Below are 12,355 nucleotides of genomic sequence, written 5' to 3' on the forward strand. Positions count from 1 at the left end.
GAAAACCGAGGTTACAGCGCGATGCCGTGCGCCCCCAGGGCCGCGACGAGCCCGTCGGGGCGGTCCTTCGTGGGGAGCGGGTCGACGAGCGCGAACCCGCAGCCCAGGGCGCGTGCGCCGCCGTCGGCCTCGTCGCTGTCGCCGACCATCAGCGCGCGCTCGGCAGGCACGCCGAGCTGCTCCAACGCTGCCATGAAGATCGCCGGGTCCGGCTTGGTTGAACCCACTTCGAACGAGAGGATGAAGACGTCGACGTCGTCGGCCACGCCGATCCTCTCGAACGCGGGCCGGATGTCGAACGCGATGTTGGACACCACCGCGGTCTTGATGCCTCCCGCCTTCAGCCCGGCCAGCACCCTCGCGGTGTCCGGGTAGGGCCTCCACCAGATCGGGTCGATCACCTTGGAGTACAACGATTCCGCGTGGTGGCGGGCCAGCCCGGACTCGCGGAGCACATGCAGGTAGGCCTCGCGATGAAGGTGGGGGGCGAGGTCCCGATTGACCCATGCATCCAGCGCCTCGGGCGTCATCGACACGGTCTGCCCCGTCGGCACGGTGAGCCGATGGACCAGTTCCGCCTGCACGTGCGCGTCGACTTCTTTGTTGTCGGGGGTGTCGAGGGTCATGCCCTCGAACCAGCTGTCGTCTTCCTCGAGCCGGAACAGGGTGCCGGAGAAATCGAACAGCACTGCATCCATGTCGGTCTTGGGGTCGGCCACGGGGACCATCGTGCCAGGTGTGAAACGGTCGTATTGCGGCTAACTACCCTCCTATGTGCACCCGCGAGACGTCTCTGCAGCAGATCGTCGTGGTGGTGCCCGCGCACAACGAGATCGAACGGCTGCCGGAGTGCCTCCGGGCGTTGATCACCGCGGCGCTGTGCGTGTCCGTCCCGGTACTCATCGTCGCCGTGCTCGACGCCTGCGATGACGGCAGTGAGCAGTTGGCCGGGCAGTTCGGTCCCGACGTCCACCTCGTATCGGTCGACGCCGGCAACGTCGGTGCCGCTCGCGCCGCCGGCTTCGAATACGCCCGCACGCTCTGCGACGACGGGCCGACGACGTGGTACGCGACGACGGACGCCGACAGCGTGGTCAGCTCCGACTGGTTGATCCGCATGACATCCCCGGGTGCCGACATGGTGCTCGGGATAGTCCGGTTCCCGTTGCAGCGCAGTCTTTCCGACGCTGCCACCCTCGACTTCCAGCGGGAATACGATGCCGACGGGCCGGGGCATTCGCACGTGCACGGCGCGAACATGGGTTTCCGAGCCTCCGCGTACTGGCAGGTCGGCGGCTTCCGGGCCCTCGCGACGGCGGAGGACGCCGATCTGGTGGAGAGGTTCCTGGCGGCCCGGTTCCTCGTGCACCGTGATCGCGAGCTCTCGGTGGCGACGTCCGACCGCATCGACGGCCGCGCACCGGACGGCTTCGCCGCGGATCTCAAAGGCCTGTCCGAAAAAGAAGCCTCGTGAGCGTCGGGCTGGTCAAGCGCTGGCTCGCCGCCGGCGAACTCGACCTGCCACTGCCGGGTCGAGGGGAGACGTTGGTGCGGTGGCGACGGCTGGCCGCCATGGCTGAGGAGGACGTGACCGCCGGCCGGCTGGCCGAGGCGCACGCCGACGCCGTCGCGATCCTCGCCGAACTCGGCGGGCCCCGTCCCGGACCCGGGCAATGGTGGGGTGTGTGGGCGGCCGAACCGCCGGATGCGGTGGTGTCGGCGACGCTCGACGGTGACCGTGTCCGGCTCGACGGCGTGAAGGCGTGGTGCTCTGGTGCCGGGCTGTGTTCGCACGCGTTGGTGAGCGCCCAGCTGCCGGGCGACGGTCGCGGGCTGTTCGCCGTCGACCTCGGTGCGCCCGGGGTGCAGCCGCTGCCGAGCACCTGGCGGGCGACGGGCATGGGCGAGTCCGACACCCGGTCCGTGCAGTTCGAGGACACCCCGGCGGTGGCGGTCGGCCGGCCGGGGGAGTACCTGAGCCGGCCGGGGTTCTGGCAGGGCGGTGCCGGGGTGGCAGCGTGCTGGCTGGGCGGTGCGCGCGCCGTGGCGCAGCCGCTCTACCGCAGGGCGGCCGCCGGCACCGCGGACCCGCATGCGCTGGCGCACCTGGGCGCGGTCGACGCGGCGCTGGCCGCCGCAGACGCTGCGTTGGCTGCAACAGCCGCCGCGGTGGACGCCGATCCTGCCGATGATGCCGGTCGCGGGGAGCTGCTGGCGCGGCGCCTGCGAGCCATCGCCGAGACCGCGGTGGAGGAGTCCATCGGTCGCAGCGCCCGCGCGCTGGGACCTGCGCCGCTGTGCCTGGACGTCGAGCACGCGCGGCGCGTGGCCGACCTGTCTGTCTACGTGCGGCAGAGTCACGCCGAACGCGACCTGGAACGGCTGGGTGTGCTCGCGGGGATGTCGGCGTGACGGCCGCGCGGGTCGGCAACGGGGCGCGGTTCTCCGCGCGGCCCGTACTCGACGGCGGCACCCCCACCCACGTCTGGGTCGACGCCGGCCTGCAGTTGCCCGAACTGGACCTGACCCGGTGCCCGGAACTCGTGGTGGTCGGCGCGCATCCCGACGACGAGACCCTCGGTTTCGGTGCGACGGCGTCATTGCTGGCGCAAGCCGGCGTGCGCACGCAGATCATCTCGGCCACCGACGGCGGGGCGGCGTACCCTGAGCTGTCCCTGCTGCAGCGGTACGGTCTCGAGCAGACGCGTCGTGACGAATTGCGGCGGGCAGCAACGGTATTGGGAATGTACGCCCCGGTGAGCCTTGGGCTGCCCGACGGGCGGGTGGGGGAGCACGAGCAACGGCTCGCCGACCTGCTGGTCGAGATTCTCGACGGGAAGCCGGCGGGCACGTGGTGTGCCGCGCCCTGGCGTGGCGATGGTCACCCCGATCACGAGGCTGTCGGCAGGGCTGCGGCGGCCGCAGTCGGGCAGACGGGTGCGGTGCTGGTGGAGTACCCGGTGTGGATGTGGCACTGGTCGTTTCCCGGAGACGACGCCGTGCCGTGGCAGCGTGCGCGGATGACGCGGCTCACCGCCGAGGCGTTGGAGACCAAACGCCGAGCCGCGCGGTGCTTCGAAAGTCAGTACACCGCACCGATTTCCGGCGGGGAACCGGTGTTGCCTCCGGATGTTCTGCATCGTCTGTTGACGGTCGGTGAAGTGGCGTTCTGTTGAGTGCCCGGCTGCCCGATGCCTTCTTCGACCGCATGTACGCCGAGGCGAACGACCCGTGGTCGCTGGCCACGCGGTGGTACGAGGAGCGCAAGTACGCGATCACGATGGCGATGCTGCCGTACCGGCGCTACCGCCGCGCCTTCGAACCGGGGTGTTCGGTCGGTGTGCTCACCGAGCGGCTGCTGCGCCGCTGCGACAGGATCACTGCGATCGATGTCAGCGTCGCGGCGCTGGATGCCACGCATCGGCGATTGGCCACGGCGCGGGTGATCGGCCGTGCCGACCTACGGCGGGCATCGCTCGACTCGCCATGGCCGAACGGGCCTTTCGATCTCGTGGTGCTGTCCGAGGTGTGCTACTACCTGCAGCCGGAGACCCTGCGGGCGGTGCTCGAGCGCGAGATACCGCGGCTCCCACGCCCCGCGACGGTCGTGGCCGCTCATTGGCGCCACGCCGTGGCCGAGTATCCGATGACCGGCGACCAGGCCAACGAGATCATCGCGCAGACTCCCGGTCTGCACCGTCTCGGCGGTTACCGCGACGACGATGTCGCTATCGACGTATTCGACACCGGACGTGGCGATTCCGTCGCCACCCGCACCAACATCCCGGGCACCTAGTTCGGCGAGCGAGCGGGTCTGCACGCGACACGCCGCGCAATTACGGCATTTTGCGTGCGCTCGCCCTACCCGACGGAGCGCCCCGCGCCCTCCCAGAACTGCGCCCGCACCGCCTTCTTGTCCGGCTTGCCCAGCGCCGTCACCGGCACGGAGTCGACGACTACCACCTGCTTCGGTGTGTGCACCGAACCCTTGCGCTCCTTCACGGCTGACTGGATCTCGCCGATCATCGTCGCCACGGCGCCCTCATCGGACGCGGCGTCGGGCCGAAGCACCACCACGGCCGTCACCGCCTCGCCCCACTTCTCGTCGGGCGTCCCGATCACACAGACCTGAGCCACCGACGGGTGTTCTGCCACAACATCTTCCACTTCGCGTGGGAACACGTTGAAGCCGCCGGTGACGATCATGTCCTTCGTCCGGTCGACGATGTAGTAGAAGCCGTCGGCGTCCTCGCGAGCCAGGTCTCCGGTGTGCATCCACCCGTCGCGGAAGGTGTCGGCCGTCGCGTCCGGCAGCTTCCAGTACCCGCCCGAGAGCAGCGGGCCGGACACGCAGATCTCGCCGACTTCACCCTGCGGCACCGGCTTCCCGTCGTCGCCGAGCAGCGCCACGCGGGCGAACAGCGTCGGCCGCCCACACGAGGTCAGCCGCTTCTCGTCGTGGTCCTTCTTCGACAGATAGGTGATCACCATCGGCGCTTCGGACTGCCCGTAGTACTGCGCGAAGATCGGCCCGAACCGCCGGATCGCTTCTGCCAGCCGCACCGGATTCATCGCCGACGCACCGTAATACACCGTCTCCAGCGAGGACAGGTCACGCGTGTGCGAATCCGGGTGGTCCATCAACGCGTAGATCATCGACGGCACCAGCATGGTCGCGGTGATCTTCTGCTCCTCGATGATGCGCAGCACCTCGGCCGGGTCGAACTTCGTCAGCACAATCAATTCGCCGCCCTTGACGACGACCGGGGTGAAGAACGCGGCGCCGGCGTGCGACAGCGGCGTGCACATCAGGAAGCGCGGGTTCTCCGGCCACTCCCATTCGGCCAGCTGCACGGTCGTCATCGTGGTGATCGACTGCGTCGTCCCCATCACGCCTTTGGGCTTGCCCGTCGTGCCGCCGGTGTAGGTCAGTCCGCCGATGTGGTCGGGCGGCAGGTCCGCAGCGACCAGGGGCTTCGCCGGGTACTTGGCGGCCTCGGCGGTCAGATCCACCGCGACGTCGGCCAGCTCGGACGGCACGGGGCCGATGGTCAGGATCTGCTTGAGCGAGGGCACCTTGTCCAGCAGCCCCAGCGCCCGTTCGACGAACATCGGGTTCGGATCGATGATCAGCGACGTCACCTCGGCGTCGGAGAGTACGTAGGCGTGATCGTCGAGCGAGCCGAGAGGGTGTAGTGCCGTACGCCGGTAGCCCTGGGTCTGGCCGGCGCCGATGATCATCAGGACCTCGGGCCGGTTGAGGGAAAGCAGCCCGACCGCGGCACCGGTGCCGGCGCCCAGCGCCTCGAACGCCTGGATGTACTGGCTGATGCGATCGGCCAGCTCACCGCCGGTGAGTGTGGTGTCGCCGAGGAACAGCACGGGGCGGTCGCGGTGTCGCTTCAGGGCGCCGACGGTCAGGTGTCCGGAGTGCACGGGGTGCCGCAGCAGATCGGTCATGGCCTACAGACTAGAACGTGTTCCAATTCGAACCAAGCCATACTCGCACCGCCCATCTGTCCCCGCCGCCGGGTCGGGTAGTGAACTACGCGCGATTGTGCCTCGACTCGGCGAAACACTTCGTCAGCGAAGGCCGGCACCGTGCCGGCCCACACTGAGGGGACCACGTCGATGACTACACGAATGGCAATCACACTGGCACTGGCGAGCGCGTTCGGCTCGCTGGCGTTGGCTCCGGCGGCTCATGCCGATCCGCTGGACGCGATCATCAACACCGTCAACAAGGATCGTCCGGCGCGCTGCCCTGCGCTGAAGTACGACAGGGGAGTGCTGGAAGGCGCCGCCCAGACCTATGCACGCTCCGAGAACCCGGTCGACGGGCAGCCGGCCGGCTACAACGGGCGAACGCTGGCCTTCCTGGGGTCGGGGGACCCGCAGGCCGCGGCGACGACGAGTGCGTACTCGCGCGGCGCCGGCGGCGTGATCACCAACTGCGACTTCACCGAGTTCGGTGTGGGCTTCATCCGTCACGAGGATCGGGAGGTCGACGTGGTGACGATCGTGCTGGGCGCACCCAACAAGCCCGTGGAGGCGCCCCCGAAGGTGGACGTACCGCCGCCTGTGGTGGTTCCCGATACGCCCAAGCCGGAACCGGTGGCGCCCACCGACGCAGTGCGCCTCTCGTTCGATCGCGGCATCCCCACCTGGACGGTGAACGTGACCAACTCGTCGGCGCTCGCGGGCACCTGCACCTATGTCGCGAGCAATCCGGTCCTGCCGGGGGTCAACAAGACGTTCTCGCTCGGCCCCAACGGCAGCACCAGCTTCACGGTGCTGGCTCCGCCACCGCTGTCCACCTACCACGTCGTCGTGTCCTGCAAGGGCGACTTCAACGGCAAGAACATCGAATTCGGACACGTCGAGCAGGACGTCTAGACCCCGCCGGCCCGTCGGCGTCGCAGGCCGATCAGCACGCGACGCCGGCGGGCCTCGGATCCTCCGAAACGATGGCACCGACGTGCGCCCGCATGGCACGCTGCTGACCATGGCTGATCTGCCCGAACCCCGCTTCCTCGACGAACGCGCCGCCCACTGGGCCGCCACCCAACCCGACGCCGAAGCGATGGACTTCCTCGATCGCAACTGGACGTGGGCACAGTGGGACGACCGCATCCGCCGCCTCGCCGGTGCGCTCACCGAACGCGGCGTCACCCGCGGGGACGTGGTCGCGTTCCTCGACAAGAACCATCCCGCCTGCATCGAGCTGACCATCGCCGCCGCCTCGCTGGGCGCGGCCACCGCGATCATCAACTTCCGCCTCGCCGCCGACGAACTCGACTACGTGCTCAACGACTCCGATGCCAAGGTGCTCATCGCAGGCAAGGAGTTCATGGGCTCGATCGACAAGATCCGCGACAAGCTCACCAGCATCGAGCACGTCATCGCGGTGACGCCCGAGGGTGACGACGAATACGAGAAGGTCCTGGAGGCGTCGACGCCGGTGCAGCGATCCGACGATGTCGACCCCGACGACGTCGCGATCATCATGTACTCCTCGGGCACCACGGGCCGACCCAAAGGTGTCGAGCTGACCCAAGCCAACATCATCGCCCACACCGTCAACGCCCACGAGGGGTTCGAGTTCGACGAGGGCGACAAGAACATGGTGTCGATGCCGCTGTTCCACGTCGGCGGCTCGTCGTACGCGCAGTTCGCGATTCACGACGGCTTCCCCAGCGTGATGACCCGCGAGGTCGACGGCGCGTCCCTGGCCGGTGCGATCTTCAAGGGCGCCAACCGCACCTTCCTCGTCCCCGCGGTGCTGGCCAAGGTGCTCGACTCCGGTGAGGACGCGGTGAAACTGTTCGCGTCGCTCAAGACCTACGGCTACGGAGCCTCGCCGATGCCGCTGCCGTTGCTGCGGCGCGCGCTCGAGGCCTGGCCTGAAACGGATTTCATCCAGGCTTACGGCCTGACCGAGCTGTGCGGGGTGATCAGTCACCTGCTGCCGGAGGCGCACCGCGATCCCGGCAAGGAGGAACGGCTCTCCAGCGCAGGGACTCTGGTGCCCAACGCCGAGGTGCGCGTGGTCGATCCCGACACCCTCGACGAGGTGCCAGCCGGAGAGCAGGGCGAATTGTGGTTCCGCTCACCGCAATTGATGAGAGGTTACCACAACAAGCCCGAGGCCACCGCCGAGGCGATCACCGAGGACGGCTGGTTCCGTACCGGAGACATCGGTCGCGTCGACGACGGCGGGTTCATCTTCGTCGAGGACCGGCTCAAGGACATGATCATCTCCGGCGGCGAGAACATCTACTCCATCGAGGTGGAACGCGTGCTCGCCGAACACGACGCCGTGGTCGAGGTCGCGGTCATCGGTGTGCCCGACGAGAAGTGGGGCGAGGTGGTCAAGGCGGTCGTCGTGGTCGAGCAAGAGGTGTCCGAGAAGGACCTGATCGCGTTCGCCCGCGAGCGGCTGGCCGCCTACAAGTGCCCTAAGACCATCGACATCACCGACGAGCTACCCCGCAATCCCACCGGCAAGGTCCTGAAAAAGGAACTGCGCAAGCCGCATTGGGACGGCAGGGACCGCGCGACGGTCTAGTCGCTGGTCTAGATCGAGACGACGACCTCGTTGCGCCGCCGGAACGGCAGCGTCCACGGCGGATCGTAGAACCATCCGGTTGTCTCGCCGGTCGGTTCGATGCCGTTGTCCCGCAGCGTCGTTCGCAGCTCCTCGCTGCGGGCGGCGATGGCTGCGGCGCTCCGGTCGCCGGTGAACGTCAGCACTGCGACCGTCGCGGGCGGCACCGTCACCAGCCGGACGTTCTCGTCGTCGGGTTCCGGGAGGGTCTCCAGAGACCATTTCGACGGCATGAAGAACCGGACAGTCCACCCGTCGTCGGCGTTCCCGGTCTGCGAGACCGGCGCGGTCATCGCGATCTCCTCTGGGTCCGTTTTTCCGGGGGCCTGGCTCACCGGCGCGGTCATCGCGATCTCGGTGTCGCGGTGGTTGCCGCCGAAGATGTAGCCGGCCAGCCGACGGAAGCCGGTGTTGAGCGCCTTCTGCTTCTCACCGGTCACCGTCGTCTCGGCGGCGATCCGTGAGCCGTACTGGCGGATCTCCACGCGATCGGTCAGCGGGCGCTTGATGTAGTGGGGTTCCTCGACGGTCCGCACGCCGACGATGGACAGCGCTGACTCGCCCAGCTGGCTGGCGAACTTCAGAATCGGATTCACGCCACCTTTCCTTCCCGAAAACTCATCCAACTATTCGCCGCCGCCCCGCGGGCAGATGGGTTCTAAGGTGGCGGCGATGGACCTCGCCGACCTCCTCGACCGCGTGCATGTCGTGTCCCTGCCGATGCGTGTGCGGTTCCGCGGCATCACGACGCGGGAGGTGGCACTGATCGACGGCCCCGCCGGCTGGGGTGAGTTCGGCGCATTCGTCGAGTACGGCCCCGCGGAGGCCGCGCTTTGGCTGGGCGCCGCGCTCGAGGCCGCCTACCAACCCCTGCCGCCGACGCGACGGGACCGCATCCCGATCAACGCGACCGTGCCTGCTGTGCCCGCCCCGCAGGTCCCCGAGGTGCTGGCCCGGTTTCCCGGCGCCCGCACCGCGAAGGTGAAGGTCGCCGAGCCCGGCCAGTCGCTGGCCGAAGACGTCGCGCGGGTGAACGCGGTCCGTGCGCTCGTGCCCACCGTGCGGGTCGACGCGAACGGCGGCTGGAGCGTGGAGGAGGCCGTCGCCGCTGCCGCGGCATTGACGGCCGACGGACCGCTGGAGTACCTCGAGCAGCCGTGCGCGACGGTCAGCGAGCTGGCCGAGGTGCGCCGCCGCGTCGACGTTCCGGTCGCCGCCGACGAGAGCATCCGCAAGGCCGACGACCCGCTGCACGTGGTGCGCTCCGGGGCGGCCGATGTCGCGGTGCTCAAGGTCGCGCCGCTGGGCGGGGTGCGGGCCATGCTCGCGATCGCCGCGCAGATCGACATCCCGATCGTGGTGTCCAGTGCGCTGGATTCCGCGGTCGGTATCGGAGCCGGTCTGGTCGCCGCGGGCTGTCTGCCCGAACTGCGGCACGCCTGCGGCTTGGGGACCGGCAGCCTGTTCGTCGAGGACGTCGCCGAGCACGCTCCGCCGGTCGACGGATTCCTGACCGCCGGGCCGGTCATCCCGGATCCGGCGCGGGTGAGCGCCCTGGCAGCCGACGCCCAGCGCCGACAGTGGTGGATCGACCGCATCCGGGAGTGCTGGCCGCTCCTGTCCTGATCTGTGGGATGCATGGCCTGGACGCCATGAGCTCCCGTCCCCGAGACTGAGGACCATGGCGCGGCAGGTCCTCATCCTCGGCTTCGAGGGCGTGCAGGCGCTCGACATGATCGGCCCGTTCGACGTGTTCACGGGTGCTTCGCTCTACGCCCGCAGCGTCGGTACCGACGGATACGACGTCCGCGTCGTGTCCGTACGCGGCGAACCGGTCAGCACCGGCACCGGCCTCACGCTCGTCGCCGAATCGCTCCCCGAGCCCACCGGACCCGTCGACACGGTCGTGCTGCCCGGCGGCATCGGCACCGAGGCCGCCCGCAAGAAAGCCGACCTCGTCGACTGGATCGTCGCCGTCGCCCCGCACGCCCGCCGCGTCGTCAGCGTCTGTAGCGGCGCGGTGCTGGCCGCGCAGGCCGGCCTGCTCGACGGATGTGTGGCCACCACGCACTGGGCGTTCGCGCCGCAGCTGGCGTCGGAATTCCCCGGCATCACCGTCGACCCGGACCCGATCTTCGTCCGCAGCTCGGACCGGGTGTGGACGGCGGCGGGTGTCACCGCGGGCATCGACCTCGCGTTGGCGCTGGTGGAAGACGACCTCGGCACCGACGCCGCGCAGACGGTGGCCCGCCACCTGGTGATGTACCTGCGCCGGCCCGGCGGGCAGACGCAGTTCGCGGCGCCGGTGTGGATGCCTCGCGCCCGCCGCACCCCGATCCGGGACGTGCAGGAAGCCATCGAAGCCGCACCCGGCGGAGCCCACAGCATCGCCGACATGGCCCGCCGGGCCGCGATGAGCCCTCGGCACTTCACCCGGGTGTTCACCGAGGAGGTCGGTGAGGCGCCGGGCGCGTACGTCGAGCGCATCCGCGTCGAGGCCGCCCGCCGCCAGCTGGAGGAAACCGACGACCCCGTCACCGTGATCGCGGCGCGTTGCGGATTCGGGTCGGCCGAGACACTGCGCCGCAACTTCGTCCGCCGTCTGGGCGTAGCCCCTGATCACTATCGAAAGACATTCGCCTGAAAGGAGATCCGACCATGCAGGTCGCGATCGTGCTCTATCCCGGATTCACCGCGCTGGACTTCATCGGACCCTACGAATGCCTGCGGTGGCTTCCCGACACCGAGGTCCGCTTCGTGTGGCACGAGCCCGGACCCATCGCCGCAGATTCGGAGGTGCTGCTCGTCGGGGCCACCCATAGCTTCGACGAGACCCCATCGCCGGACATCGTGCTGATCCCCGGCGGCATGACCACGCTCGAGCACGCACGCGACAAGCGAGTGCTCGACTGGGTGCGGCGTGCACACGAGACGTCGACGTGGACGGCATCGGTGTGCTCCGGGTCGGTGATCCTCGCTGCCGCGGGCCTGCTGACGGGTAAGCGGGCGACGTCGCACTGGGCGGCGCTGCCGGTGCTGCGCACGTTCGGAGTGACGCCGGTCGGTGACGAGCGGATCGTGGCCGCCGACGAGCGCATCGTCACGTGCGCCGGCGTCTCGGCGGGCATCGACCTGGGGTTGTGGCTGACCGGCCGCATCGGCGGGGAGGCCAAGGCCAAGGCGATCCAGCTGTCGATGGAGTACGACCCGCAGCCGCCGTTCGACTCGGGGCACATGTCGAAGGCGTCCGCGTCGACCAAGGCTGCCGCGACCGCGCTGATGACCCGCGACCTGGCCACACCCGCCTCACTCGCGGCGGCCGGCGGCCTGATGTGGGACGCCGCGCTCGCCCGAATCCGGCGCGCGCGCCGCTGACGCCGAGACTGCGCACAGTGCGCGGATCCGGGCTGGATCGACGCACTGGCCGCAGTCTCGACGACGCGGGTCCAGTAGCGTCGTCGGGATGAATTTGGCCTACGACGAACGCGGTACCGGCGATCCGGTGCTCTTCATCGCCGGTCGCGGGGGCGCCGGTCGCACCTGGCATCTACATCAGGTGCCGGTGTTCGCCCGCGCAGGCTACCGATGTGTGACATTCGACAACCGCGGCGTCGGTGCCACGGAGAACGCCGACGGGTTCACCACCGAGACCATGGTCGGCGATGTCGTCGACATCATCGAGAAGCTGAACCTGGCCCCGGTACGCATCGTGGCGCTGTCGATGGGCTCCTACATCGCCCAGGAGCTGATGGTCGCGCGCCCCGAGTTGGTGCGCTCGGCGGTGCTGATGGCCACCCGCGGCCGCCACGACCGCGCCCGTGACTTCTTCTGGCGCGGTGAGCAGGCACTGGCTGATTCGGGAATCGATCTCCCCGTCGAATTCGAGGCGAAAGTGCGCCTCCTGGAGAGCTTTTCGCCTAAGACGCTGAACGATGACAACGCGGTGCGCGACTGGATCGACATGTTCACCATGTGGCCGCAGAAGCCGACCCCGGGCATGCGCACGCAGCTGTCGATCGCACCGCAGAGCAGCCGGCTGGCCGCCTACCAGAACGTGCAGACGCCCGCGTTGGTGATCGGGTTCGCCGACGACGTCGTGCTGCCCGCCTACCTCGGCCGTGAGGTAGCCAACGCGATGCCGAACGCGACGTTCCTGGAGATCCCGGGCACCGGGCATCTCGGCTTCATCGAGAAGCCGCAGGTCGTCAACACCGCGATCCTCAATTTCTTCGCCGATACCCTGTAGTG

13 protein-coding genes are annotated in these 12,355 nt (G+C 69.1%); 10 read left to right on the forward strand and 3 right to left on the reverse strand.

Features of this window, described 5'->3' with window-relative positions:
• Positions 1 to 11 precede the first annotated feature (11 nt).
• Entirely contained in the window at positions 12 to 728 is a 717-nt protein-coding gene (locus PGN37_RS23815) for an HAD family hydrolase (RefSeq protein WP_335333452.1), read from the reverse strand.
• A gap of 44 nt (positions 729 to 772) precedes the next feature.
• On the opposite strand from PGN37_RS23815, the gene PGN37_RS23820 reads away from it, so the two are divergent.
• The 4 genes from PGN37_RS23820 to PGN37_RS23835 are packed head-to-tail and all read left to right on the forward strand — an operon-like array spanning position 773 to position 3,796.
• Positions 773 to 1,474 (forward strand): glycosyltransferase, encoded by a 702-nt coding sequence (locus PGN37_RS23820; protein ID WP_335333453.1) that lies wholly within the window; start codon positions 773 to 775, stop codon positions 1,472 to 1,474.
• A complete protein-coding gene (locus PGN37_RS23825) occupies positions 1,471 to 2,412 on the forward strand; it encodes an acyl-CoA dehydrogenase family protein (RefSeq protein WP_335333454.1) in 942 nt (313 codons plus the stop codon). The genes PGN37_RS23820 and PGN37_RS23825 overlap by 4 nt, the downstream gene beginning before the upstream one ends.
• Positions 2,409 to 3,176: a PIG-L deacetylase family protein gene (locus PGN37_RS23830; RefSeq protein ID WP_335333455.1), complete on the forward strand. Its 768-nt coding sequence runs from the start codon at positions 2,409 to 2,411 to the stop codon at positions 3,174 to 3,176. The genes PGN37_RS23825 and PGN37_RS23830 overlap by 4 nt, the downstream gene beginning before the upstream one ends.
• A complete protein-coding gene (locus PGN37_RS23835; protein ID WP_335333456.1) occupies positions 3,173 to 3,796 on the forward strand; it encodes an SAM-dependent methyltransferase in 624 nt (207 codons plus the stop codon). Before PGN37_RS23830 ends, PGN37_RS23835 begins: the two co-directional genes overlap by 4 nt.
• Positions 3,797 to 3,861: 65 nt before the next feature.
• Here the strand turns inward: PGN37_RS23835 and fadD8 are convergent, their stop codons facing one another.
• Positions 3,862 to 5,460, reverse strand: coding sequence for a fatty-acid--CoA ligase FadD8 (gene fadD8 / locus PGN37_RS23840; protein WP_335333457.1), 1,599 nt, complete (start codon positions 5,458 to 5,460; stop codon positions 3,862 to 3,864).
• A gap of 183 nt (positions 5,461 to 5,643) precedes the next feature.
• Between fadD8 and PGN37_RS23845 the strand changes: the two genes are divergently transcribed.
• Together PGN37_RS23845 and PGN37_RS23850 are read left to right on the forward strand one after the other, a co-directional pair.
• Positions 5,644 to 6,396 (forward strand): CAP domain-containing protein, encoded by a 753-nt coding sequence (locus PGN37_RS23845; protein ID WP_335333458.1) that lies wholly within the window; start codon positions 5,644 to 5,646, stop codon positions 6,394 to 6,396.
• A 109-nt stretch (positions 6,397 to 6,505) separates the two neighbouring features.
• On the forward strand, positions 6,506 to 8,068 hold the full coding sequence (locus PGN37_RS23850) for a long-chain-fatty-acid--CoA ligase (RefSeq protein ID WP_335333459.1): 1,563 nt from the start codon (positions 6,506 to 6,508) through the stop codon (positions 8,066 to 8,068).
• 8 nt (positions 8,069 to 8,076) lie between these two features.
• On the opposite strand, the gene PGN37_RS23855 is transcribed toward PGN37_RS23850, so the two are convergent.
• Positions 8,077 to 8,703, reverse strand: a complete 627-nt coding sequence (locus PGN37_RS23855) for an SOUL family heme-binding protein (protein WP_335333460.1) — start codon at positions 8,701 to 8,703, stop codon at positions 8,077 to 8,079.
• A gap of 76 nt (positions 8,704 to 8,779) precedes the next feature.
• Here PGN37_RS23855 and PGN37_RS23860 point away from each other — a divergent pair, with 76 nt between their 5' ends.
• From PGN37_RS23860 to PGN37_RS23875, 4 genes are all read left to right on the forward strand, one after another.
• Positions 8,780 to 9,733: an o-succinylbenzoate synthase gene (locus PGN37_RS23860; RefSeq protein ID WP_335333461.1), complete on the forward strand. Its 954-nt coding sequence runs from the start codon at positions 8,780 to 8,782 to the stop codon at positions 9,731 to 9,733.
• 55 nt (positions 9,734 to 9,788) lie between these two features.
• The gene (locus PGN37_RS23865; RefSeq protein WP_335333462.1) at positions 9,789 to 10,751 is read left to right on the forward strand and encodes a GlxA family transcriptional regulator; all 963 of its coding nucleotides are present in this window, start codon (positions 9,789 to 9,791) and stop codon (positions 10,749 to 10,751) included.
• A gap of 14 nt (positions 10,752 to 10,765) precedes the next feature.
• Positions 10,766 to 11,482, forward strand: a complete 717-nt coding sequence (locus PGN37_RS23870) for a DJ-1/PfpI family protein (RefSeq protein ID WP_335333463.1) — start codon at positions 10,766 to 10,768, stop codon at positions 11,480 to 11,482.
• 88 nt (positions 11,483 to 11,570) lie between these two features.
• A complete protein-coding gene (locus PGN37_RS23875) occupies positions 11,571 to 12,353 on the forward strand; it encodes an alpha/beta fold hydrolase (RefSeq protein WP_335333464.1) in 783 nt (260 codons plus the stop codon).
• Positions 12,354 to 12,355 lie beyond the last annotated feature (2 nt).

Origin of the sequence: Mycobacterium kyogaense, from assembly GCF_036946525.1 — a bacterium.
GTDB classification, from domain to species: Bacteria; Actinomycetota; Actinomycetes; order Mycobacteriales; family Mycobacteriaceae; genus Mycobacterium; species Mycobacterium kyogaense_A.